At 57.5% G+C, this 24,819-nt stretch carries 21 protein-coding genes; 12 read left to right on the forward strand and 9 right to left on the reverse strand.

Features of this window, described 5'->3' with window-relative positions:
- Positions 1 to 9: 9 nt before the first annotated feature.
- The 3 genes from TAN611_RS07800 to yeiB all read left to right on the forward strand — a co-directional run bounded on the left by TAN611_RS07800 (position 10) and on the right by yeiB (position 3,250).
- Complete coding sequence (locus tag TAN611_RS07800; RefSeq protein ID WP_187043415.1) at positions 10 to 726, forward strand: FadR/GntR family transcriptional regulator; 717 nt, start codon at positions 10 to 12, stop codon at positions 724 to 726.
- A 2-nt stretch (positions 727 to 728) separates the two neighbouring features.
- Positions 729 to 1,919 carry an L-2-hydroxyglutarate oxidase gene (gene lhgO / locus TAN611_RS07805; protein ID WP_203067478.1) on the forward strand — a complete coding sequence of 397 codons (1,191 nt, stop codon included), beginning with the start codon at positions 729 to 731 and terminating at the stop codon, positions 1,917 to 1,919.
- A 149-nt stretch (positions 1,920 to 2,068) separates the two neighbouring features.
- A complete protein-coding gene (yeiB, locus tag TAN611_RS07810) occupies positions 2,069 to 3,250 on the forward strand; it encodes a DUF418 domain-containing protein YeiB (protein WP_111737453.1) in 1,182 nt (393 codons plus the stop codon).
- Positions 3,251 to 3,288: 38 nt separating this feature from the next.
- On the opposite strand, the gene sanA is transcribed toward yeiB, so the two are convergent.
- From sanA to metG, 7 genes are all read right to left on the reverse strand, one after another.
- On the reverse strand, positions 3,289 to 4,032 hold the full coding sequence (sanA, locus tag TAN611_RS07815) for an outer membrane permeability protein SanA (RefSeq protein ID WP_105230402.1): 744 nt from the start codon (positions 4,030 to 4,032) through the stop codon (positions 3,289 to 3,291).
- A gap of 174 nt (positions 4,033 to 4,206) precedes the next feature.
- On the reverse strand, positions 4,207 to 5,904 hold the full coding sequence (locus TAN611_RS07820; RefSeq protein ID WP_105230403.1) for an NAD-dependent malic enzyme: 1,698 nt from the start codon (positions 5,902 to 5,904) through the stop codon (positions 4,207 to 4,209).
- A gap of 221 nt (positions 5,905 to 6,125) precedes the next feature.
- Positions 6,126 to 7,010, reverse strand: a complete 885-nt coding sequence (gene cdd / locus TAN611_RS07825; protein WP_105230404.1) for a cytidine deaminase — start codon at positions 7,008 to 7,010, stop codon at positions 6,126 to 6,128.
- Positions 7,011 to 7,143: 133 nt separating this feature from the next.
- The gene (locus TAN611_RS07830; RefSeq protein ID WP_105230405.1) at positions 7,144 to 7,839 is read right to left on the reverse strand and encodes a CidB/LrgB family autolysis modulator; all 696 of its coding nucleotides are present in this window, start codon (positions 7,837 to 7,839) and stop codon (positions 7,144 to 7,146) included.
- Positions 7,839 to 8,246, reverse strand: a complete 408-nt coding sequence (locus TAN611_RS07835; RefSeq protein WP_105230406.1) for a CidA/LrgA family protein — start codon at positions 8,244 to 8,246, stop codon at positions 7,839 to 7,841. Before TAN611_RS07835 ends, TAN611_RS07830 begins: the two co-directional genes overlap by 1 nt.
- Positions 8,247 to 8,357: 111 nt before the next feature.
- Positions 8,358 to 9,593 carry an MFS transporter gene (locus TAN611_RS07840; protein WP_203067479.1) on the reverse strand — a complete coding sequence of 412 codons (1,236 nt, stop codon included), beginning with the start codon at positions 9,591 to 9,593 and terminating at the stop codon, positions 8,358 to 8,360.
- 225 nt (positions 9,594 to 9,818) lie between these two features.
- Entirely contained in the window at positions 9,819 to 11,852 is a 2,034-nt protein-coding gene (gene metG, locus TAN611_RS07845) for a methionine--tRNA ligase (protein ID WP_111737449.1), read from the reverse strand.
- Between the two features lie 178 nt (positions 11,853 to 12,030).
- Between metG and apbC the strand changes: the two genes are divergently transcribed.
- Complete coding sequence (gene apbC / locus TAN611_RS07850) at positions 12,031 to 13,143, forward strand: iron-sulfur cluster carrier protein ApbC (protein WP_105230409.1); 1,113 nt, start codon at positions 12,031 to 12,033, stop codon at positions 13,141 to 13,143.
- A 54-nt stretch (positions 13,144 to 13,197) separates the two neighbouring features.
- Here apbC and TAN611_RS07855 read toward each other — a convergent pair whose 3' ends face one another.
- The gene (locus TAN611_RS07855; RefSeq protein WP_203067480.1) at positions 13,198 to 13,833 is read right to left on the reverse strand and encodes a phosphatase PAP2 family protein; all 636 of its coding nucleotides are present in this window, start codon (positions 13,831 to 13,833) and stop codon (positions 13,198 to 13,200) included.
- Positions 13,834 to 14,052: 219 nt separating this feature from the next.
- Between TAN611_RS07855 and udk the strand changes: the two genes are divergently transcribed.
- The 4 genes from udk (at position 14,053) to dcuC (ending at position 18,826) form a co-directional block, all read left to right on the forward strand.
- On the forward strand, positions 14,053 to 14,694 hold the full coding sequence (udk, locus tag TAN611_RS07860) for a uridine kinase (RefSeq protein ID WP_015671637.1): 642 nt from the start codon (positions 14,053 to 14,055) through the stop codon (positions 14,692 to 14,694).
- Between the two features lie 125 nt (positions 14,695 to 14,819).
- On the forward strand, positions 14,820 to 15,401 hold the full coding sequence (gene dcd / locus TAN611_RS07865) for a dCTP deaminase (RefSeq protein ID WP_105230411.1): 582 nt from the start codon (positions 14,820 to 14,822) through the stop codon (positions 15,399 to 15,401).
- Between the two features lie 34 nt (positions 15,402 to 15,435).
- Positions 15,436 to 17,277: an outer membrane assembly protein AsmA gene (asmA, locus tag TAN611_RS07870; RefSeq protein WP_203067481.1), complete on the forward strand. Its 1,842-nt coding sequence runs from the start codon at positions 15,436 to 15,438 to the stop codon at positions 17,275 to 17,277.
- A gap of 190 nt (positions 17,278 to 17,467) precedes the next feature.
- Positions 17,468 to 18,826, forward strand: coding sequence for an anaerobic C4-dicarboxylate transporter DcuC (dcuC, locus tag TAN611_RS07875; protein WP_105230413.1), 1,359 nt, complete (start codon positions 17,468 to 17,470; stop codon positions 18,824 to 18,826).
- Positions 18,827 to 18,859: 33 nt separating this feature from the next.
- On the opposite strand, the gene TAN611_RS07880 is transcribed toward dcuC, so the two are convergent.
- Positions 18,860 to 20,443 carry a TerC family protein gene (locus TAN611_RS07880; RefSeq protein WP_111737447.1) on the reverse strand — a complete coding sequence of 528 codons (1,584 nt, stop codon included), beginning with the start codon at positions 20,441 to 20,443 and terminating at the stop codon, positions 18,860 to 18,862.
- Between the two features lie 672 nt (positions 20,444 to 21,115).
- On the opposite strand from TAN611_RS07880, the gene galU reads away from it, so the two are divergent.
- The 4 genes from galU (at position 21,116) to TAN611_RS07900 (ending at position 24,810) form a co-directional block, all read left to right on the forward strand.
- Complete coding sequence (gene galU / locus TAN611_RS07885; protein WP_203067482.1) at positions 21,116 to 22,015, forward strand: UTP--glucose-1-phosphate uridylyltransferase GalU; 900 nt, start codon at positions 21,116 to 21,118, stop codon at positions 22,013 to 22,015.
- A gap of 47 nt (positions 22,016 to 22,062) precedes the next feature.
- Positions 22,063 to 22,956 carry a UTP--glucose-1-phosphate uridylyltransferase gene (locus TAN611_RS07890; RefSeq protein ID WP_203067483.1) on the forward strand — a complete coding sequence of 298 codons (894 nt, stop codon included), beginning with the start codon at positions 22,063 to 22,065 and terminating at the stop codon, positions 22,954 to 22,956.
- 262 nt (positions 22,957 to 23,218) lie between these two features.
- Positions 23,219 to 24,355, forward strand: coding sequence for a polysaccharide export protein (locus TAN611_RS07895; protein ID WP_203067484.1), 1,137 nt, complete (start codon positions 23,219 to 23,221; stop codon positions 24,353 to 24,355).
- A gap of 20 nt (positions 24,356 to 24,375) precedes the next feature.
- The gene (locus TAN611_RS07900; protein ID WP_061324536.1) at positions 24,376 to 24,810 is read left to right on the forward strand and encodes a protein tyrosine phosphatase; all 435 of its coding nucleotides are present in this window, start codon (positions 24,376 to 24,378) and stop codon (positions 24,808 to 24,810) included.
- The last annotated feature ends 9 nt before the right edge of the window (positions 24,811 to 24,819 follow it).

Genomic DNA, 24,819 nt, shown 5'->3' on the forward strand with positions numbered 1-24,819 from the left:
GGGAGGAGTATGATCAATAAAGTCACCAGACGAAAAGCGTCTCACCAGGTACTGGCGCAGCTCAAGGCGGGCATCCATGACGGTACCTATCCGGTGGGAAACAAGCTGCCGTCGGAAAATGAACTGGCCGACGCCTTCGGCGTCAGCCGTGCGCCGGTGCGCGAGGCGCTGGGTATTCTGGAAGTCAGCGGCATTATCTCTTCCCGCCAGGGCGGCGGCCACCGGGTTGAGCAGCATTCGCTGCTCAGCAAGTACGAACCGCTGGTGATGGAGGTCGCTGACCGCAGCGAGGTGGAGTCGCTGCTGGAGATGCGCGAGGTGATCGAACAGCAGGCGGCGGCCATGGCCGCGCAGCGACGCAATGCGCAGGACCTGCAGAATATCGAGCAGGCTTTCCTGGACTTCCGCCATACCACGCTGCACGAAGGGCAGATCGGCCATCAGCAGGATTATCTGTTTCACCGCGCCATTATGCAGGCTTCGCACAATCCGTTTTTTGTCCAAATCCTCGACAACATGCATGAGCTGTATCTCGGCGTGCTGGTGTATTCGCTCAGTCACAACCTGGGACGGGCCGACGAGCGTCAGCGGGTGATCGATGAACATGAACGGGTGTGGCTGGCGATTGAGGCCGGCGATGCGGCGGCGGCGGCCGGCAATATGCAACATCACCTGAGTAACGTGCGCGGCAAGCTGCGCAGGCTGGAACAAGAGGGAAAGGCATAACCATGTATGACGTAATCATTATCGGCAGCGGGCTGGTGGGGCTGGGCGTCGCCCATGCGTTGCAGGAACACAATCCGCACCTGAAATTGCTGATTGTGGATAAAGAGTCCGGCCCGGCGGCCCACCAGAGCGGCCATAACAGCAATGTGGTGCACTCCGGCATCTACTATAAGCCCGGCAGCCTGAAGGCGCGCCTGGCCAGGCAGGGCAACCAGAGCATGTTTGCCTTCTGCCGTCAGCATGAGCTGTATCATGACCGCTGCGGCAAGGTGATTGTCGCCACACAGCTGAAGGAGCTGGAGTTGCTGGAGAATATCTACCGGCGTGGTCTGGAGAACGGCCTGGCGGTGCACCGCCTGTCGGCCGCCGAGCTGCGCGAGCGAGAACCTCATGTCAACGGGCTGGAGGCGCTGCTGGTGCCCGACGCCGGCATCGTCAACTACGCGCAGGTGGCCGCCAAACTGGCGGACATCATCCGGCAGCGCGGCGGTGAGATTCACTTTGACCGGCAGGTGGTGGGGATCGCGGAGCGCAGCGACGGCGTCCAGGTGCAGACGCCGGGGCAGAGCTATCAGGGAAAATGGCTGGTCAACTGCGCGGGGCTGTTCAGCGACCGCATTGCCAAACTGGCGGGCTATGACACCGGCATGAAAATTGTGCCGTTTCGCGGTGAATACTTTGTGCTGAACAGTGAAAAAAATTATCTGGTCAATCACTTGATTTATCCGGTGCCGAACCCGGACTTTCCCTTCCTCGGCGTACATTTCACCCGCATGCACAACGGCAAGCGGGACGTGGGGCCGAACGCGGTGCTGGCATTCAAGCGCGAGGGTTACCGCAAATGTGACGTCAGCCTGCGCGATCTGGGCGAAGTGCTGAGCTATCGCGGCTTTTGGAAGATTGCCGGCCAGTATATGGGGGAAGGGCTGGCGGAGGTGCGGCGCTCGCTGTCGCGCCGCCGGTTTACGGAAAATGCCCGCCAGCTGATTCCGGCGCTGCAAGAGCAAGATATTCAACCCGGCCCCGCCGGCGTCCGGGCGCAGGCGCTGACCGCTGACGGCAAGCTGGTGGACGACTTCCACTTCGTGACCGGCCGCCGTTCGCTGCACGTGTGCAATGCGCCTTCCCCGGCGGCGACCGCTTCGCTGGAGATTGGCCGCGAAATCGTACGTCAGCATCTTGCTCACCTGTAATTGTCCGCAGCGCCAGCGAAAGGATGGCATATACGCTATTTTTAATGCTTAATATAGCGCCCCCATCCCGCCGGGTGCGGGGCGAATTTGCCGGTATGGCCCTGCGCCTGCGGGCGTATTTTTATCGGATTGAATAACAGCGGTATCCCATGAACCCTCCTGCATCGGCGCCGCTGCCGCGTATTGCCACTCTGGACTGCGCGCGCGGCATCGCCATTCTCGGTATTTTGCTGATGAACATCAGCGCCTTTGGGCTGCCGAAAGCGGCGTATCTTAACCCGGCCTATCAGGGCCAGCCTGCACTGTCTGACGCCTGGGCCTGGGCGCTGCTGGATCTGTTTACCCAGGCCAAATTTTTGGCGATGTTTGCGCTGCTGTTCGGCGCCGGGCTGCAGCTGCTGTTGCACCGCGGCAAAGGCTGGATCCGCGCGCGTCTGACCTGGCTGGTGCTGTTCGGGCTGGGGCACGGCATCTTTTTATGGGACGGCGATATTCTGCTGGCGTACGGCCTGATCGGGCTGGTGTGCTGGCGGATGATCCGCGAAGCGAAAGACACCTTTACCCTGCTGAAAACCGGCGCGGTGCTGTATGGCATCGGCGTTACGCTGCTGCTGCTGTTAAGTTTTGCCACCGATGGTACGCCGGGCAGTTTCTGGCAGCCAAGCCCGGCCGAGCTGCAGTATGAACAGCTGTGGAAACTGCAGGGCGGGTTTGAGGCCTGGCGTAACCGGGTGGATCTGCTCTCATCCAGCCTGCTGGCGATCGGCGCGCAGTACGGCTGGGAACTGGCGGGGCTGATGCTGTTCGGCGCCGGTCTGATGCGCAGCGGCTGGCTGCGCGGCCACTTTGCGCCGGCGTACTATCGGCGGCAGGCGGCCTGGCTGATTCCGCTGTCGCTGCTGATCCAGCTGCCGGCGGTGGCGCTGCAGTGGCACCTGCAGTGGGATTACCGCTGGAGCGGTTTTCTGCTGCAGGTGCCGCGCGAGCTGGGCGCGCCGCTGCAGGCGATGGGCTATCTGGCGCTGTGCTACGGCTTCTGGGGACATCTGGCAAGATGGCCGGTCGGACGTTGGCTGACGCAGGTCGGCCGTATGGCGCTCAGCAATTATCTGCTGCAAACGCTGATTTGCACCACGCTGTTCTACCGTTTTGGCCTCTACCAGCAGCTTGACCGTTGGCAGCTGGTGGCGATTGTGCCGCTGGTGTGGCTGGCGAACCTGTGTTTTTCACAGCTGTGGCTGCGCTATTTTGAACAGGGGCCGGCAGAGTGGCTGTGGCGCCGGCTGACCGCGCTCGGCGCCGGCGAGGGAGAGCGCCATCTGCGGCGATAAGGAAGACAAAAACGGCCGGCATTATGCCGGCCGTTGGCTTATTTGGCCTGCGCTTTTTGCTTTTCCGCCGCCAGTTTCTGCTCCAGTTCCACCAGCTGTTCCGGCGATACCGCCGGATAACCCTGGGCATCTTCCGGCACTTTATGCATGGCGGAGATCGGGATCAGCGGCCCGAGGAAGCGCGGCTCGCGCTTGAGGATGTACAGGTCGTTCAGCGCACTGAGGCGGGCGAAGATTTCACGCACGCGCACCGTCAGCATATTCTTGGGCGAAGGAACGGCGAAGCACTGCGCCTGGATGCCCATATGCAGGGCGATAAACAGCGCCCGCTCGCAGTGGAAGCGCTGGGTGATAATGGTAAAGTCGTTGGCGTCGAACACTTTACGCGTCCGCACGATCGAATCCAGCGTACGGAAACCGGCGTAGTCGAGCACGATATCGCTGGGTGCTACGCCGGCGGCGATCAGATCGCGCCGCATGGTCATCGGTTCGTTATAGCTCTGCAGCGCATTGTCGCCGCTCAGCAGCAGATACTTCACCTTACCGCTGTTGTAGGCGTTGATTGCCCCCTGCATGCGGTAACGGTAATACTGATTAATCACCCCGGTGCGGTAATATTTGGCGGTGCCGAGCACCACGCCGACCTGGCGATCCGGCAGCTGTTGCACCTCTTCGTAGATATAGGGCGCGGTTTTCCAACTGATCCAGCGATCGAGCGCGATAGCCGCTAACATCAGCGCCACGGCGATGACGAACAGGCTAATTATCAGGCGTTTCCACATGTTTTGGCCTTACGCGCATAAATCTGAAAAAAAGGTGGATCAAGGCTACTTTACCTGACAATTTGACGCAAGCGCTCCACCTGCCGATGCGGGGAGTGCATGGCACTTTTTGTTGGCGGCGGACTCAGGGAGAGGAAAAACCGGCCAGACGAATGCTGGCCGGCGGGGTGTTGATTAGAACGAGGTACGCTTGTAGCTGCGGTACTGCGGACGCCAGAAGTTGTGCTCAATCGCTTTGGACAGCGCTTCTTCAGACGTTACCACCGCCACGCCCTGCAGCTGTGCGGCCTTGCCCACTTCCATGGCGATGCATTTCGATACGCCCTGAATATCGTCGATATCCGGCAGCAGTGCGCCGTAGCCGTCGGTCGCCAGCGGCGAACAGTCGGCCAGCGCGCGGCTGGCGGCCATCAGCATCGAGTCGGTGACGCGCGACGCGCCGGAAGCCAGCACGCCGAGACCGATCCCCGGGAAGATATAGGAGTTGTTGCACTGGGCGATCGGATATTGGCGATCGCGGTAGCTGACCGGCGCGAACGGGCTGCCGGTGGCTACCAGCGCGGCGCCGTCGGTCCAGTTGATGATATCTTCCGGGCGCGCCTCAACGCGGGAGGTCGGGTTGGACAGCGGCATGACGATTGGCCGCGGGCAGTGCTGATGCATTTCGCGGATCAGTTCTTCGGTGAACAGCCCCGGCTGGCCGGAAACGCCGATCAGAATGCTTGGTTTGGCGTTGCGCACCACGTCCATCAGTGAAATGGCATCGTTGCTGACGTTCCAGTGCGCCAGCGTTTCGCTCTTTTGCACCAGTTTGCTCTGGAAGTCGAGCAGGTTCGGCAGTTTGTCGGTCAGCAGGCCGAAACGATCAACCATGAACACGCGCGCCCGCGCTTCGTCTTCACTCAGGCCTTCCGACTTCATCTGGGCGATAATCTGCTCGGCGATGCCGCAGCCGGCGGAACCCGCGCCGAGGAAGGTGACGGTCTGGTCGCGCAGCCGGCAGCCGGCGGCGCGGCTGGCGGCGATCAGGCTGCCGAGCGTGACCGCGGCGGTGCCCTGAATATCGTCGTTGAAGCAGCAGATTTCGTCGCGGTAGCGGTTCAGCAGCGGGGTGGCGTTATTCTGCGCGAAGTCCTCGAACTGCAGCAGCACGTTCGGCCAGCGGCGTTTGACCGCCTGAATAAATGCTTCGACGAACTCATGGTACTCCTCGCCGGAGATACGCGGGTGGCGCCAGCCCATATACAGCGGGTCGTTCAGGCGCTGCGGGTTGTTGGTGCCGACGTCCAGCACCACCGGCAGCGTATAGGCCGGGCTGATGCCGCCGCAGGCGGTGTACAGCGACAGTTTACCGATCGGAATGCCCATGCCGCCGATGCCCTGATCGCCGAGGCCGAGAATACGCTCGCCGTCGGTGACAACAATCACCTTCACGTTCTGCTTGGTGGCGTTTTGCAGCATGTCGTCGATGCGGTCGCGGTTCGGGTACGAGATAAACAGCCCGCGCGCGCGGCGATAGATATCGGAGAAGTGTTCGCAGGCCTCGCCGACCGTCGGTGTGTAGATGATTGGCATCATCTCGCTCAGGTGCGAGTCCAGCAGGCGATAGAACAGCGTTTCGTTGGTGTCCTGGATGTTGCGCAGGTAGATATGTTTGTCGTTGTCGTTTTTGAAATCTTGATACTGGCGGTAGGCGCGCTCGACCTGTTCTTCGATGGTTTCTACCGCTTCGGGCAGCAGGCCGTGCAGGTTGAAGTGGCTGCGTTCATCTTCGGTGAAGGCGCTGCCTTTGTTAAGTAACGGAAATTCCAACAGAATCGGGCCGGCATAGGGGATGTACAGCGGGCGTTTGCTTTCGTATTCAAGTTCCATCAGTTCACTCTTAGACGTATCAGATTGTTTTTATCACCGCAGATCCTAAAAGATACGGGAAATATGTACAGTAATTGTTACCGGATCATGAGGGAAGTTGTGCTAATTATCGACGATCAAAGACTTATTTAACTAAAAAAAGTGTTTTCAGACGTAAATGGCATTGTATTCAGCGGGAAGGACTGTTAATTGCGGGGCCGGACAGCCCCGCGATGACAGAATTAGAAGGTGAGATGTTGCAGCGTCTGGCAGCCGAGCGCGGCCAGCAGGGCGCGGGTGGCGTCTTGCTGACTGAAAACGGCGTTCTGCGCTTCCGCCAGCACCGCGCGGCGGATTTGCCGGCAGTCGCCGCCGGACATGTTCAGCAGAACCAGCGCGGCCTGCAGCGGTGGCAGGCTGGGGTTGAAGGCGGCGTTTTCCGCGTAGCGGCCGGCGTAAATGTTGCCGTCCGCCGTTTCCAGCGCTACGCCGCTGTGGGCCTGGCTATAGGGCGCGTGGCTGCGGTTGGCGGCGTCGAGCGCGGCGATCTCCAGCGCGTCGCTCAGCGCCAGCCGGTGACCGTGATCTTCCGGGTCCATCAGCAGGGTGTGAATATCCAGATCGCGCGGGCCGAATGAATCCGGCAGATAGTGGCTGAGCGTGGCGGCCGGACGGCCCGGCAGCTGGATGCGTAGATCGCCGCCGCTGTTCAGCTCATTCATAAACTGGCGGCAGTGGCCGCACGGGGTGTAGTTGACGGTGATGGCGGCCAGCGCCGTTTCGCCGCGCAGCCAGGCGTGGGTGACGACGCACTGCTCGGCATGCACCGTCTGCTGCATCGGCGCGCCGCCGAACTCCATATTGGCGCCGAAATAGAGGTTGCCGCTGACGCCGCGGGCGATGGCGCCGACGTTAAACTGAGAAATCGGGGTTAACGAGCAGGCCGCGGCCAGCGGCAGCAGGGCAAACGCCAGGGCATCATCGTCCAGCCCGCTGTGCTGCTTGATTGCTTCAACCTGATCGGCGCTGAACATGGCCGGAAAGTCAGGTGCGTCCAGATAAGGCTGCAGGGCGGATTGCAATGTGTCGGGCAGGGTGCTGAAAGCGGTGTGAAAACGTGGATGCATAGAACGTCTCTCCAGTGTTAACGGGAGGACATTCTAGGCAGCCTTTATCGAATAAAATGTGATTTACATCTACTTATTGATGAAATTGATGTAATGAGTGATGAATTTGCGCGATATATCGCAAGTTTTTGCCTCAGGCAAACAGGTGCAACAGCACCGGGAATAAAAACGGCGCCAGCAGCGAAGTGATGATGCCGCAGATCACCAGCGCCAGTGAGCCGAAAGCGCCTTCCTGATAATCCAGCTCCACGCAGCGGGCGGTGCCCAGCGCGTGCGAGGCGCTGCCCATTGCCAGACCGCGGGCGGATTTGGTGGTGATCTTCAGCACGTTGAACAGCGTATGGCCGAGCACGGCACCGAGGATACCGACAAAAATCACGCACACCGCGCTGATGGCCGGAATGCCGCCGAGCGACTCCGCTACCGCCATGGCGATTGGCGTAGTGACCGATTTAGGCAGAATCGATGCGGCGATTTCCGGCGTAGCGCCCATCCACAGGGCAATGGCGCCGCCGCTTATCATGGCGGTGATGCTGCCGATAAAGCACACGGCGATAATCGATTTCCAGCGGGCGCGGATTTGATGCAGCTGTTCATACAGTGGGAACGCCAGCGCGACTACCGCAGGCTGCAGCAAATCGTTGAGGATTTTGCTGCCCTGAAAATAATCTTTATAGGGGATGCCGGTTATCAGCAGCAGCGGAATGATCGCCGCCATCGAGACCAGCAGCGGATTGAGCAGCGGCATCTTCAGTTTCTGCGCCAGTTTACGCGCGGCGAAAAACACCACCAGGGTTAACGGCAACGACCACCAGAGGTTATGCAGCATTACTTATCCCCCTCGGCATTATCCTGTTTGCCGACCAGAGGCCGTTCACGATGGAAATAGTGGGAGGAGTAGCCCACTGTCACCAGTACGATCAGGGTACTAACGGCGCAGGCAACCACCAGCGGCGCCAGATGGTCGAAGATCTCCCGGTAATATTGCATCACGCCGACGCCGATGGGCACAAACAGCAGCACCATATAGCGGATCAGCAGGTTGCAGCCGGGGCGCACCCAGGCGGCCGGCAGCAGCTGCGAGGCCAGCAGGGCGAACAGCAGCAGCATGCCGAGGATACTGCCGGGAATGGCGATCGGCAGGAGGGCGGAAACCGCATTGCCGACCAGCAGACACAGATAAATCAAAGCGAATGCTCTAAGGTATTGCCAACATGATGTGAGCATCTTGTTCATAAGCCTTCCTGTTTAACGGATGCATTCATCATACAATTAAACTGTGATCTACGCCACATAACCAACCATGAATAATCGTTATCTCAACCATGCCCATCCGGGCTATTGACGTTATGGGTTAATTGTAGATGACTCCTGTTCGACCAACGGCTGCGCCGACTGACGCTGCGCCAGCCGGTGGCCCAGGCAAAAGAACAACAGGCTGAACAGCGCTGCGGCGATCAGCATGGCAAACATCAGCGGCGGTGCGGCGTAGCTGAGCAGAAAACCGCACAGCACCGGGTTGATCGCGCCGCCGAGGTTACTGAGGTTCTGCATGCCGTAGTAGCTGCCTTTCAGGTGTGCTGGCGCAATAAAGTCGATAAACATGTATTCCACCGGGATGACGATAATTTCGCCCAGGGTGAAGACCGCCATCGCCAGCGCCCACAGCCACAACGAGTGCCCGGCCAGGGCGAAGCCCAGCAGGCCGATCGCGAAGAATAACGTGCCGAATGCCAGCCAGCGCAGCATATTGTCCTGACGCATACCGCGGCTCATCAGATACTGCAGCGCGATCACCATGCAGGCGTTAACCAGCATCACCAGCCCGATAACCCGGTACGCGAACTCTGCACTGGTGGCGATAATCAGATACTGCGACAGATAGCCGGTAAACTGACCGAATACCACCGCGCCCAGCGTACTGCCGAGGGTAAAGTAGAGCAGCCGGTGGTCGCGGCGCAGGATGCCAAACGTCTGGCGAAAGTTGGCAGGCAGGGGCGCGGTGGTGCCTGCCGTTTTCGGCGGTTGTTGCGGCTGCCGCAGGCGGAAATGCAGCACGATAACCACCAGCAGCGTCAGGCCGCCGGACAGGTAAAACGGCAGCAGAACCCCGAAGCCGGCTACCCAGACGCCAAGCGAGGAGCCGACCGCCCAGCCGACGTTGATCAGGGTGTAGTTGATGGAGAAGACGCGCGTACGCTGCGCAACCGGCAGCCATTCGGCAAAACAGGCCTTGATGGTAATATTCAGCACCGAATAGGTGGTATGCAATACCGCCAGAATCGCCACCATGCCGCCGGGCCGTGCGATCGACGGCATCAGAAAGAAGCTCAGCCCGTACAGCAGGATGGCGGCGATCATCAGCGTATTTTTGCTAAACTTGTCCACCAGATAGCCGCCGTACAGGCTGGTGATGATGCCGATGCTCAGGCTGCAGCCGAGGATGATGCCAACGCCGGTGGGCAACAGACGGAAGTGTTCGCTCAGGTAAATGGCGATAAACGGCAGCGTGATGCCGCGGCCGATGGTCAGCACCAGCGAGGTGGCCAACAGCGTATTGATCAGCGGGGGGAATCCCTTCATAACAGCACCTGTGGATGCATACGGTCGTCAAATTGGAGTTGATAACATAGCCCATTGGCGGCGGCTGGCGGTACGGAAAGTGAGAAACGGTGGCAATCTCCGGCGTGGAGGGGAATGGCAGGATAAAACATCCCTTTCAGGGGGATTTTTTTGGTGAAAATATGGCTATTTATCGGCCATAAAAAAGGGCCGAGCTGGCTCGACCCTTGGTGTGTGATAACGGCGTTACTTCACCTGCATGCCCGGCTGTGCGCCGCTGTCCGGGCTCAGCAGGAAGATTTCCTTCCCGCCCGGGCCGGCGGCCATCACCATGCCTTCGGAAATACCAAAGCGCATTTTGCGCGGCGCCAGGTTGGCGACCATGATGGTCAGACGCCCTTCCAACTGCTTCGGATCCGGGTAAGCGGAGCGGATGCCGGAGAAGATCTGACGGTTTTCACCGCCCAGATCCAGCTGCAGCTTCAGCAGTTTGTCCGAGCCTTCAACGAAATCGGCGCTTTTGATCAGCGCGATGCGCATATCAACCTTGGCGAAGTCGTCAAAAGTGATGGTGTCCTGGATAGGATCGTCCGCCAGCGGACCGGTGACTGCCGGCGCCTGGCTGGCGGCCATATCTTCTTTGGAGGCGTTGACCATGTTGTTAACCTTGTCGAGCTCGATACGATTGAACAGTGCCTTAAAGGCGTTGACCTGATGATCCAGCAGCGGCTGCTGCACGCTGTCCCAGCTCAGTTCGCAGTTCAGGAATTCTTCGGCGCGCTGCGCCAGCGACGGCAGCACCGGCTTCAGGTAGGTCATCAACACGCGGAACAGGTTGATGCCCATCGAGCAGATGGCCTGCAGGTCGGCGTCGCGGCCTTCCTCCTTCGCCACTACCCAAGGCGCCTGCTCGTCGACGTAGCGGTTGGCCAGATCCGCCAGCGCCATGATTTCACGCACGGCACGGCTGAACTCGCGGCTGGCATAGGCGTCGGCGATGCTGGCTGCTGCGTCGGTAAAGGTCTGATACAGCGCCGGATCCGCCAGTTGGTCCGCCAGTCGGCCGTCGAAACGCTTCTTGATAAAGCCGGCGTTGCGTGACGCCAGGTTGACCACCTTGTTGACGATATCGGCGTTGACGCGCTGCACGAAATCTTCCAGGTTGAGGTCGATGTCGTCGATGCGTGAAGACAGCTTGGCGGCGTAGTAATAGCGCAGGCAGTCGGCGTCCAGATGCTTCAGGTAGGTGCCGGCCTTGATAAAGGTGCCGCGCGATTTGGACATCTTGGCGCCGTTAACCGTCACGTAGCCGTGAACGAACAGGTTGGTTGGCTTGCGGAAGTTGCTGCCTTCCAGCATCGCTGGCCAGAACAGGCTGTGGAAATAGACGATGTCTTTGCCGATAAAGTGATACAGCTCGGTGGTGGAATCCTTGCGCCAGAACTCGTCGAAGTCCAGATCGCCGCGCTTGTCGCACAGGTTCTTAAAGGAGCCCATATAGCCGATTGGCGCGTCCAGCCAGACGTAGAAGTATTTGCCCGGTGCGTCGGGAATTTCGAAGCCGAAATAGGGCGCGTCGCGGGAGATGTCCCACTGGTGCAGGCCGGATTCGAACCACTCCTGCATTTTGTTCGCCACCTGCTCTTGCAGCGCGCCGGAGCGCGTCCACGCCTGCAGCATTTCGCTGAAGGACGGCAGGTCGAAGAAGAAGTGTTCGGAGTCGCGCATCACCGGGGTGGCGCCGGAAACCGCAGACTTCGGCTCGATCAGCTCGGTCGGGCTGTAGGTGGCGCCGCACACTTCGCAGTTGTCGCCGTACTGATCCGGTGATTTACACTTCGGACAGGTGCCTTTGACAAAGCGGTCCGGCAGGAACATGCCTTTCTCCGGATCGTACAGCTGAGAAATCGTCCGGTTCTTGATAAAGCCGTTCTCTTTCAGGCGGCGGTAGATCAGGCTGGACAGCTCGCGGTTCTCATCGCTGTGCGTCGAGTGGTAGTTGTCGTAGCTGATGTTGAAGCCGGCGAAATCCTGCTGATGCTCCTGGCTCATTTCGGCAATCATATCTTCCGGCGAAACGCCCAGCTGCTGGGCTTTCAGCATGATTGGCGTGCCGTGCGCGTCGTCCGCACAGATGAAATGAACTTCGTTGCCGCGCATTCGTTGGTAACGAACCCAGATATCTGCCTGGATGTGCTCGAGCATGTGGCCGAGATGGATGGAACCATTTGCGTACGGTAGCGCGCACGTCACCAATAATTTTTTCGCGACTTGAGCCATAGTTAAGAACTTGCTTTCTGTAGTGAGTAAAAAGGGCCTTCGATGTTAACCGATCGCACGCCTCGCGGCTAGGGCTATACCACGATGGCGACGTTGCGGTGCGAGTCAGCGCGCCTGAGTTCTGGTATGCTTGAGATTGACGCTATTCACTTGCATTTATTTCAATCGAGGAGCCGGGATGAACGCAAAATCCCCTGAGCAGACCAACCCCGAAGTTCTGCGCGCCCTGGTGACCGGTGTACTGGCCGCCTTTGAACACCCGACATTAAAAAATAACCTGACGGCGCTGAAAGCGATTCACCACTGCGCGCTGCTGGACAACGTGCTGCATATCGAACTCGCCATGCCGTTTGCCTGGAACAGCGGCTTTGCGGCGCTGCAGGACAGCGTGAGCGCGGAATTGCTGCGCGTGACCGGCGCGCAGGCTATCGACTGGAAACTGAAACATGACATCGCCACGCTGAAACGCGCCAACGCGCAGGCCGGCGTCAACGGCGTGCGTAATATCATCGCCGTCAGCTCCGGCAAGGGCGGGGTAGGCAAATCCAGCACCGCGGTAAACCTGGCGCTGGCGCTGGCGGCGGAAGGCGCCAAGGTCGGCATCCTGGATGCGGATATCTATGGCCCGTCGATCCCCAACATGCTGGGTACGGAACATGAACGCCCGACCTCGCCGGACGGCCAGCATATGGCGCCGATTATGGCGCACGGCCTGGCGACCAACTCCATCGGCTATCTGGTGACCGATGACAACGCCATGGTCTGGCGCGGGCCGATGGCCAGCAAGGCGCTGATGCAGCTGTTGCAGGATACCCTGTGGCCGGATCTGGATTACCTGGTGCTGGATATGCCGCCGGGCACCGGCGACATTCAGCTGACGCTGTCGCAGAATATCCCGGTCACCGGCGCGCTGGTGGTCACCACCCCGCAGGATATCGCACTGCTGGATGCGGCGAAGGGCATCGTGATGTTTGAAAAAGTCCAGGTGCCGGTATTGGGCATTGTGGAAAACATGAGCGTGCATATCTGCAGCAACTGCGGACATCATGAGCCGATCTTCGGCACCGGCGGGGCGGAGAAGCTGGTGGAGAAATACCACAGCCGCCTGCTGGGACAGATGCCGCTGCATATTTCGCTGCGTGAAGATCTGGACCGCGGCCAGCCGACGGTGGTAAGCCGTCCGGACAGCGAGTTTGCCGAGATGTATCGCCAACTGGCAGGACGCGTGGCGGCGCAGATGTACTGGCAGGGAGAGGCGATCCCGACGGAGATTGCGTTCCGCGCGGTGTGAGCCGCCTGCAACAAAATAAAAAAACCGGCTGCGCGCCGGTTTTTTTATGCTGAATTATTTCAGAAGGTTATGCAAATCTGCTCGGGTATAGGGGCGTTCCCGATCCGCCAGGGTGACCGCTATTTTTTCCAGCAGGCTTTGCGTTGGCGCCGGCTGGCGGTGACCCATCAAGAGCACCGGCAGCGCCAGCAGAATCAGGGTTTTGACCGCGCCAAGCCGCGGCGGGCTGCTGCGGCGCTGCAGCAGCAGGAACAGCGTGCTGGCGGAGAGCCCCAGTATCAGGCCGGTGACCACTTCAGAGGTGGAGTGGACGTGGATGACCAGCCGCGACCAGCCGATGGCGAGCGGCAGCAGATAGCCCAGCAGCACCGCGATGCGCCGCAGCAGCGGGCGGCTGCCGGCGCTTATCAGCCACAGAAATGCCGGCCAGATGCTGGCGGAGAGCGCCGAATGGCCGCTGAAGCCGGTAAAGTCGTACTCGGCGCTGCCGATGCCCCAGCCGATAAAGGCCAGTTTGGAGGCGCAGACGATTGCGCCGACGCCGCCGAAGATAAAGCCCCACTGCCAGCCGGCGCGGCGGGTCGCGGCCGAAGAGAGCAAGACGAGGAACAAAATGAAAGCGGTGGGCAGCAGCAGCATGCTGTCGCCGAAAAAGGTCAGAAAATGCCAATCCAACGGGAAATTCTCCATTTACTCACTTATCCCGCTAATCGGAATAATGCGTTTGGCCGTGAGTTTACCCTGTGTTGCAGCGTCGCCCAATCGACAAAGTTCCTAAATACGGCTGAAAAAACACGGCATTTCGTCGCCGCAAGGCGACAATAGAGTGGCGCGGCGGGCGCTTACTCCCTATAATTGTCGCGTTTTATGTCCCCCCCTAACACACTACGAATTCAGGTCTTTAATTTTATGACTGACAAGCCGCATCAGTGCGTCATTATTGGTATAGCTGGCGCATCTGCCTCCGGGAAAAGCCTTATCGCCAGTACGTTGTATCGTGAACTCCGCGAACAGGTCGGCGATGAACACATCGGCGTGATCCCTGAAGACAGTTACTACAAAGACCAAACCCACCTGACCATGGAAGAGCGGGTCAAAACCAACTACGACCACCCGAGCGCCATGGACCACAGCCTGCTGTTCCAGCATCTGCAGATGCTGAAGGCGGGCAAGCCGATCGAGCTGCCGCTGTATAGTTACACCGAACACACGCGTAAAACCGAAACGGTGCATCTGGAGCCGAAAAAGGTGATTATCCTGGAAGGGATCCTGCTGTTGACCGACCCGCGTCTGCGCCAGGAAATGAACTTCTCCATCTTCGTCGACACGCCGCTGGATATCTGCCTGATGCGTCGCATGAAGCGCGACGTCAATGAACGCGGCCGTTCGATGGATTCCGTGATGGCGCAGTATCAGAAAACCGTGCGCCCGATGTTCCTGCAGTTTATCGAACCTTCCAAACAGTATGCCGACATTATCGTGCCGCGCGGCGGTAAGAACCGCATTGCGATCGATATTCTGAAAGCCAAAATCAGTCAGTTCTTTGAATAATCCGTCGCCGGGCCGGAGCGTTGTTTTCTGGTCCGGCGTCAACTATTTACGTCCTGACGTAGACCTTTCGCCCTTTGTATGGCAATTTTTGTTGTTTACGCGCCTTCTTGATGGAGAGAATAGAGATGAGACTGTGCGACCGCGATATCGAAGCCTGGCTGGATAGCGGGAAACTGGCGATTACGCCGCGACCGCCGATTGAGCGCATTAGCGGGGCCACAGTGGATGTCCGTTTGGGCAACCAGTTCCGCGTATTCCGTGGCCATACCGCCGCTTTTATCGATCTGAGCGGGCCGAAGGATGAAGTCAGCGCGGCGCTGGATCGCGTGATGAGCGATGAAATCGTGTTGCCTGAAGGGGAAGCGTTCTTCCTGCACCCGGGCGAACTGGCGCTGGCGGTGACGCTGGAATCGGTCATGCTGCCGAATGATTTGGTCGGCTGGCTGGACGGCCGCTCTTCACTGGCGCGTCTGGGGCTGATGGTGCACGTCACCGCGCACCGTATCGATCCCGGCTGGCACGGACGCATTGTCCTGGAGTTCTATAATTCAGGTAAGCTGCCGCTGGCGCTGCGTCCGGGCATGCTGATCGGCGCGCTGAGCTTTGAGCCGCTCTCCGGCCCTGCCGCCCGGCCTTACCACAGCCGCGAAGATGCAAAATATAAGGACCAGCAGGGTGCTGTAGCCAGCCGCATCGACAAGGACTAACGGCGTGCGGACGCCGTGCTGACAAGAGGAAGGCATGAGACGATTACTGACGACTTTGGTGATTTTACTGGTAGTGCTGGTGGCAGGGATGTCTGCGCTGGTGCTGCTGGTCAACCCGAATGAATTCCGCAGCTACATGATCAAAAAGGTCGAACAGCGCAGCGGGTATCACCTGACATTAGACGGTGATTTACGCTGGCACGTTTGGCCGCAGCTGAGCATTCTGTCCGGCCGCATGACGCTGACCGCGCCGGGCGCCAAAGCACCGGTTGTCAGTGCGGACAATATGCGTCTGGATGTCAAACTGCTGCCGCTGATCTCTCACCAGCTGTTCGTAAAGCAGGTGATGCTGAAGAACGCGGTGATTCGTCTTACGCCGGACTCTGAAGAGCAGAGCCTGCCGGATGCGCCGATTGCGCCGGGCGGCAACAATGCTGAAGAGTCACCCGCCGCGAGTTGGAAATTCGATATTGGTAATCTGCAGGTGGTGGATAGCCTGCTGATTTGGCAGCGCGCCAATAATGAGCAGATTAACGTCCGCGATATCAACCTCTCGCTGCAGCGCAGCGGCGACCGCCAGGCAGAGCTGGAACTGAACAGCCGTATCAATCGCGATCAGCGCGATCTGAGCGTCAACCTGACGGCCGAGCTGGATCTGAGCCAGTATCCGCGTCAGGCCAGCGCCACGGTCAGCCAGTTCAACTATCAGCTTGAAGGCGCCGATATTCTGGTGGGCGGCATTAAAGGTCAGGGGACGCTACAGGCGCTGTATCAGCAGACGCCGCGCCGGGTGACGCTCAACCAGCTGCAGATTAGCGCTAACGACAGCCAGTTTGCAGGCAGCGCCAGCGTCGGTCTTGGCGATATTCCTGACTATGTCCTGAACCTGAGTTCGCCGAACCTGAATCTGGACGCGCTTTCCGGCTGGCATAACAGTAGCGGCGGCAGCGACGCGCAGCCGGTGCGGGCGATGACCGCCGGGCCGGTGATTGCCAGCGGCACGGAGCAGCAGCGGGATCTGCAGGCGCTGCGTGATTTTGATGCCAAGCTTGACTTGAGTGCCGAGCGGCTGACTTACCGCGGTATGGATATCGAGCATCTGAAACTGCAGGCCGATAATCAGCGCGGCAACGTGACGATGCCAACCCTGAAAGGGCAGGTTGCCGGCGGTGATTTCTCCTTACCTGGCTCGCTGGACGTGCGTGGCGATAAAACCGTCGCCCAGGTACAGCCGCGTTTGCAGCAGATTGACCTGGCGACAGTATTTAAAGCGTTTGATATTCCATCATTTATGACCGGAACCCTGACGATGAACGGCGCACTGAGCGGCGATCGTCTGGCCGTCGACGCCTTGCTGCATAGCTGGCAGGGCAGCGCGCAGCTGGCGGTGGCCAATGCCCAATTGCACGGGCTGAATATTCAGCAACTGATTCAGCAGGCGGTGGCGCGCAATGAGCGGGGCGTGCGTGGGCAGGATAAGTACCAGCGCTATACCGAGGTGCAACAGCTGGCGGCCAAGGCGAACCTGAACCACGGAGCGGTGACGCTGCGTGAACTGAATGCGCAGTCATCGCTATTGAACTTTAACGGCGGCGGCCAGCTGAACCTGCCGGAGAAGCAGTGCGACATTACGCTGAACGTACAGGTGACCGGCGGCTGGCAGGGAAGCAGCAAACTGATAGAACAGCTGCAGAAAACGCCGATCCCGTTGCGCGTGTACGGGCCGTGGCAGCAGTTGAACTATCAGCTGAAGGTCGATCAGGTTCTGCGTAACTCCTTGCAGGATCGCGCCAAGGATGCGCTGAACAAATGGGCCGAAAAGAATAAAGAGTCCCGCAGCGGGCAGGATCTGAAAAAACTGCTCGATAAGCTGTAAGACCTCTGTCGATGCGGGCTGAACTACGGCCCGCATCGGCGTACAGTTTTCCCGCCATCTATCGTTTTTCCCTGATAGTTTCTGATTGCAACTTTGATAAAAATCATATTCCCGTATAGTTAATTTGGGCACAGTGGAGCGTGGTTCTGCGGGCCGTCATGGGCAGCTAATAATTATACGTAGAGGGTTTATGATTGAGCTTCTGATTGGGGTTGGGGTAGCGGCAGGCGTCGTGCGCTATATCATCAAAGGGTATTCGGCCACCGGCGTGCTGCTGGTCGGCGGATTGATACTGTTGATCATCAGTGCGCTGATGGGTAAAAGCGTGCTGCCGGCCAGCGCAAGTTCAACCGGCTGGCGCGCCACGGATATTATTGAGTACGTCAAAATCCTGCTGATGAGCCGCGGTGGCGATCTCGGCATGATGATCATGATGCTGTGCGGTTTTGCCGCCTATATGACGCATATCGGCGCTAACGATATGGTGGTCAAGCTGGCCTCCCGCCCGTTGCAGATGATCAACTCCCCTTATGTACTGATGGTGGCCGCCTATATTGTTGCCTGTTTGATGTCGCTGGCCGTGTCGTCGGCGACCGGGCTGGGCGTGCTGCTGATGGCGACGCTGTTCCCGCTGATGGTCAATGTGGGCATCAGCCGCGGCGCGGCGGCGGCGATCTGCGCCTCGCCGGCGGCGATCATTCTGGCTCCGACCTCCGGCGATGTGGTGCTGGCGGCCAAAGCAGCGGAAATGCCGCTGGTGGACTTCGCTTTTAAAACCACGTTGCCGATCTCCGTGGCTGCCATTGCCTGTATGGCCATTGCACACTTCTTTTGGCAGCGCTATCTGGACAGGAAAAGCAACGAACAGCATCACGTGATGGACGTCAGCGAGATTGTGACGACGGCGCCCGGCTTTTACGCCATTTTGCCCTTTACGCCGATCCTCGGCGTGCTGGTTTTCGACGGCAAGTGGGGGCCGGAACTGCATATTATTACCGTGCTGGTGCTGTGCATGCTGCTGGCCGCGCTGATTGAGTTTATCCGCAGCTTTGACGCCAAAGCCGTGTTCAGCGGGCTGGAAGTGGCTTACCGCGGCATGGCGGATGCGTTCGCCGGCGTGGTGATGCTGTTGGTGGCGGCGGGCGTCTTTGCCCAAGGGCTGAGCACCGTCGGCTTTATCAGCGGTCTGATCGATACCGCGCAGTCCTTCGGTACCGGCGGCATTATCATGATGCTGGTGCTGGTGACGATTACCATGCTGGCGGCGATGGCCACCGGTTCCGGTAATGCGCCGTTTTACGCGTTTGTGGAGCTGATCCCCAAACTCGCCGCGCAAATGGGCGTCAATCCGGCTTACCTGGTAATCCCAATGCTGCAGGCTTCCAACCTTGGCCGCACGCTGTCGCCGGTTTCCGGCGTGGTGGTTGCGGTTGCGGGGATGGCGAAAATCTCGCCGATGGAAGTGGTCAAACGCACCTCGGTGCCGGTGATCGTCGGGCTTATTGTGGTGATTGTCGCCACTGAAATCCTGGTGCCGGTACGGCTGTAACGTTCTTGCGCCGGGCGTGCGGCGCCCGGCTATTTACACTTCGTAATCAGGGTCCGGCTGCTGAAGCGGGGTGATTTTCACCTTGATAATGCGGTGGCTGCTGATGTCCAGCGGCTCAAACAGATAGTCGCCGATGGTCAACTGCTCGCCTTCCTGTGGAATACGCTGACAGTGCTCCATCAGCAGCCCGGCCAGCGTATGGTACTCTCGTTTTTCCTCCAGCGGCAGCGGCAGATAAATTGTCAGATCTTCCAGTGGCATATAGCCGTTGGCTATCCAGCTGCCGTCTTCCAATTGCTCAATATCATGCCGTGGATCCAGCTCTTCACCAGCCTCCGGCAAATTGCCGGCAATGGTCTCCATCACGTCGGTGAGGGTGACTACGCCTTCCACCGAACCGAACTCGTCGACGACAAAGGCAAAGTGGGTTTGCGCCTGGCGGAACTGTTCCAGCGCGCCGAGCAGCGTCAGCTGTTCCGGGAAGATCAGCGGCTGATGGATCAGCGTGCGCAGATCAAGCTCCTGCTGAGCCAACTGCTGTTTCAATACGTCGATGGTGTGTATCACACCGAGCGGTTCGTCACTGGCGCTGTCTTCGGCCACCACGATGCGCGTGTGCTGGTTTCTTTCCAATAGCTGCCTGAGCTTTTCCTGCGGATCGTTGAGCTCCAGGTATTCAACATCATGACGCGAGGTCATGATGCTGCTGACGGTGCGCTGCGCCATGCCCAGCACCCGCTCAATCATATGACGTTCCTGCTGGTTGAAAATCTCTTTCCCTTCGTCGCTGTCAGGGATCAGCTGCGCGGCGTCGCGGTCGATTTCCGCATCTTCATGCCTGCCGCTTAACATGCGCAATACCGCTTCCGCCGTGCGTTCACGCAGCGGCCGCACCTGCGACAGGAAGCGGCGACGGTTAAACTGCGCCAGCTGGTTAAGCGCTTCAATCATCACCGAGAAGCCGATGGCGGCGTACAGGTAACCTTTCGGAATGTGGTAGCCGAAACCTTCAGCCACCAGGCTGAAGCCGATCATCAGCAGGAAGCTGAGGCACAAAATCACAATGGTGGGGTGTGCATTGACAAAGCGCGTCAGCGGCTTGCTGGCCAACAGCATCAGACCGATCGCGATACACACCGCCAGCATCATCACCGCCAGGTGATCGACCATGCCGACTGCGGTAATCACCGAATCCAGTGAGAAGACCGCATCCAATACTACGATTTGCGCCACCACCGGCCAGAAGCGGGCGCCTTTACGCCGGCCATGCTGTTCTTCGTCTTTTCCTTCCAGCCTTTCGTTCAGCTCCATGGTGGCTTTAAACAGCAGGAAGATACCGCCGACCAGCATGATCAGATCGCGGCCGCTGAACGGATGGCCGAGTACGGCAAACAGGGGTTTGGTCAGGGTAGCCAGCCAGGAAATGGAAGCGAGAAGCACCAGACGCATCAGCAACGCCAGCAACAGGCCGACCACCCGCGCCTTGTCGCGCTGCTCTTTGGGGAGCTTCTCCGCCAGAATGGCGATAAACACCAGATTGTCTATCCCCAGGACGATTTCCAACACCACCAGCGTGGCCAAACCTGCCCAGATTGTCGGATCGGCGATCCATTCCATAAGTCTGATTATACCTTTGAGTTTGCGGGGCTATCCCCATAAAGAAGGATGCGTGCAGCGTCGGCAAAATTCAACTGTGAATCTGGTATTGGGCTGGGGGAATACGGGGAGAGGTTACGCGGCATATACCGAAAACAATTGGCGCTTATCCGCACGATTAACGGTTAACCAATGACCTTTTTAAGGCTTTTATGGCAAAATAAAATTATATTTATCATCTGGTTACGGTTATATTGAGGGGGTAAAACCCTAGATTTTTTAGCAATAAGTAGTCTTATTCTGAAAAGACTTGTCTGAGCCTATCTAAGGCTTGTTTCAGTTAGTCATTAGTATAAGAATCTTAGCCATATATAAAAGTGAACAAGTATCACCGTTTCGTTATAAAGGACGTAGAGCTTTTTTACTTTTTTGTGACATGCTCGGCATTAAATGCCCCAGAGCACATGAGTTGACTGACCAGGCGAGATGGGAACCATCCGCCTGCCACATGAACGTGTATACAGTGCATTGGTAGCTGAAAGCCAAGGGCGGTAGCGTGCCTGGACGCTTTTTCCTCGAAAAATTCGGATTCTCTCCCTTTGTGACATGGATTTTTCCGATGTCCCCCGCTGGAGTGCTGATTTAGCCTGTATGCGTGACTCTATATTTTGTTATTTGTTGGTGGATTAAAGCATGCAAAAACGACTGAAAGCAGTGATTCCGGTAGCTGGATTGGGTACGCGAATGCTGCCTGCAACGAAGGCCATTCCTAAAGAAATGTTGCCGGTGGTCGATAAGCCACTTATCCAATATATCGTCAGTGAATGTGTGGCGGCTGGGATCAAAGACATTGTTTTAGTTACCCACTCTTCCAAAAATGCGATTGAAAACCACTTTGACACCTCTTTTGAGTTGGAAGCGGTGTTGGAATCGCGGGTCAAGCGTCAACTGTTGGCGGAAATTCAGGGGATCTGCCCGCCGGATGTGACGGTGATGCAGGTGCGTCAGGGGCAGGCTAAAGGCTTGGGCCATGCGGTATTGTGTGCTAAACCGATGGTAGGCGATGAGCCTTTCGTTGTCTTGCTGCCGGATGTTTTGTTGGACGATTCTACGGCTGATCTGCGTAAAGAAAACCTGGCTAAAATGCTGCAGCGTTTCGAGCAGACGGGCTATAGCCAGATTATGGTTGAGCCAGTGCCGGAGAAAGATGTATCCAAATACGGCGTGGTAGATTGCGGCGGCGCATCGCTGGCGGCTGGTGAAAGCGCGCCAATGACAGCGGTAGTGGAGAAGCCAGCTCGTGAAGAAGCACCGTCTAACCTGGCTGTTGTCGGGCGCTATGTGCTGTCGGCGGATATCTGGCCGCTGTTGGAGAAAACGCCTCCGGGCGCCGGTGACGAAATTCAGCTGACCGACGCGATTGCCATGCTGATGGGGCAGGAAACCGTGGAAGCCTTCCATATGAGTGGCAAGTCACACGACTGCGGTGATAAATTGGGCTATATGAAGGCCTTCGTACAATACGGGTTACGCCATACTTCCGAAGGTGAAGGGTTCAGCCAGTGGCTGAAGCAGACTCTGGAAAGCAAATAGTTTCGCTGTTGGCTTAAAAACGATCACAAGATTGAAAGAGGATTACCATGACGAAGTTGAAAGCTGTCATTCCCGTTGCCGGCCTCGGTATGCGCATGCTGCCGGCAACCAAGGCTATTCCAAAAGAAATGTTGCCGATCGTCGATAAGCCGCTCATTCAGTATATCGTTAATGAATGCGTAGCCGCCGGGATCAAAGAGATCATTTTGGTTACGCATTCGTCAAAGAATGCCATTGAGAATCATTTCGATACCTCGTTTGAGCTGGAGGCGATGCTGGAAGCGCGCGTCAAACGCCAGTTGCTTGATGAAGTACAGTCAATCACTCCGAAAGGGGTAACGCTGATGCATATTCGCCAGGGACAGCCGAAAGGCTTGGGCCATGCAGTGCTGTGCGCCAAGCCATTGGTCGGGGATTCTCCTTTCGTCGTGTTGTTGCCGGATGTATTGCTTGATGATGCGCAAGCCGACTTGAGCAAGGATAATCTGCCGCATATGATCGCCCGTTTCGAACAGACAGGACTGAGTCAGGTACTGGTGCAGACGGCGGACGAACATGTGCTGCATGATTATTCGGTTGTTGAATGTGAGACGGACACGCTGGAGCCGGGCGAGAGCTCCCGGATGACGTCCATTATTGAAAAACCGGGTCTTGATGTGCAGTTAAAGTCTAATTACTCTGCCGTGGGCCGTTATGTGCTTAACGCAGATATCTGGCCGATTCTTGAAAGAACCGAGCCGGGCGCCTGGGGACGCGTGCAACTGACGGACGCGATTGCCGAGCTGTTGCAGCAGCAGCCGGTAGAAGCCACTGAACTGGTTGGGCAGTCATTTAACTGCGGTGAAAAAATGGGTTATTTACGCGCATTCGTCACCTACGGTTTACGTCACCCGACTCAGGGGAAGGCGTTTCGCGAATGGGCTGAACAGCTAGCGCTTTAAGAACTTTATTCTGGCATAACATGGAATAAGCTTTATAGTTATGTGCTGCCGGAACCGTTTCGGCCAGCACATAACCACCGCGCTGAATGACAGTGATAATAGCAAGTTCGGTTTCAACAAACGCTCAACGTAATGCATTGTTGGTAATGCATGAGTGGAATTTTGACAAATTCTTAATTTTTGCTAAGTGCCGTAATGGCGCCATGGTTGGCAGGGGACTTGGCACAGCAAACATGTTTACTTTGAAAGTGATGATAACTCGATGGCAAAAAAACAATGGAAACTGATACCTCTTTTGGTATCGATCAGTGTGATTAGCGGCTGTACGGTTTTCCCCGGATCCCACCTTTCTACCAGCGGAAAAGATGTTGTTAAGCAGCAGGATAGCGATTACGACCTTGATAAACTGGTTAATATCTATCCGTTAACGCCGCGCCTGGTTGATAAAATGCGGCCGCAGAGCGTTGTGGCACAGCCGAACAAATCGCTGGAACGTGAGTTGCAGAACTACGAGTACCGGATTGGTATTGGCGATGTGTTAATGGTGACCGTTTGGGATCACCCGGAATTGACCACGCCAGCGGGTCAATACCGTAGCGCCAGCGATACCGGCAACTGGGTAAACTCTGACGGCTCCATCTTCTATCCTTATATCGGCAAAGTGAAAGTGGTCGGTAAAACCTTGCAGCAGGTGCGTACTGATATCACCAACCGCCTGGCTCAATATATTGAAAGCCCACAGGTTGACGTCAGCGTTGCTGCTTTCCGTTCGCAAAAAGCCTATGTAACCGGTGAAGTCTCCAAGTCCGGTCAGCAGGCGATCACCAACGTGCCGCTGACCGTTATGGATGCGATCAACGCTGCGGGTGGTTTGTCAGAAAATGCCGACTGGCGCAACGTGATCCTGACGCATAATGGCAAGGAAAAGCGTATTTCACTGCAGGCGCTGATGCAAAAAGGCGATCTGACGCAAAACCATCTGCTTTATCCAGGTGACATCCTCTATATACCGCGCAATGACGATCTGAAAGTGTTCGTAATGGGCGAAGTGAAAAAACAGACCACCCTGAAGATGGATCGCAGCGGCATGACGCTGACCGAGGCTTTGGGTAATGCGGAAGGGATGGATCAAACCTTCTCTGATGCTACTGGCATCTTCGTTATCCGTCCATTGCATGGTAGCGAAGGCAGCAAACTGGCAAATATCTATCAGCTCAATGCCTCTGATGCGGCGGCGATGGTGATGGGCACTGAATTCCATCTGCAGCCTTACGATATCGTTTATGTCACGACCGCTCCTATCGTCCGTTGGAACCGAGTCATCAGTCAGCTGGTGCCGACGATCACTGGTTTCAACAACCTCACCGAAGGGACATTGCGCGTGCGTAATTGGCCGTAGCGTGTAGATAGGTAACGTTTATGTTTAATTCGATATTGGTCGTTTGTGTCGGCAATATCTGTCGCTCCCCAACCGGGGAGCGGTTATTGAAAAATCTACTGCCGAATAAAACAATAGCGTCCGCCGGTTTAGGCGCGCTGGTAGATAAGCCGGCTGACGCCACCGCAGCGGATGTTGCGCTGCAGCGAGGAACTTCACTTGATGGCCATCAGGCTCGGCAGCTCACTTCAAAGATGTGCCGTGAGTACGACCTGATTCTGGTGATGGAAAAGGAACATATTGATTCCGTTTGCCGTTTGGCGCCTGAGGTCAGGGGGAAGACCATGCTTTATGGGCACTGGATTGGACAGCGAGAAATCGCCGATCCCTATAGGCAATCTCGCGAAGCCTTCGAGTTTGTGTATGAGCTTCTTGATAAATCAGCCCAAAAATGGGCTCATGCTTTAAGCCGCTAAGTCAATCAG

It is taken from the genome of Serratia sp. Tan611, from assembly GCF_905188235.1.
Taxonomy (GTDB): Bacteria; Pseudomonadota; Gammaproteobacteria; order Enterobacterales; family Enterobacteriaceae; genus Serratia_B; species Serratia_B rhizosphaerae.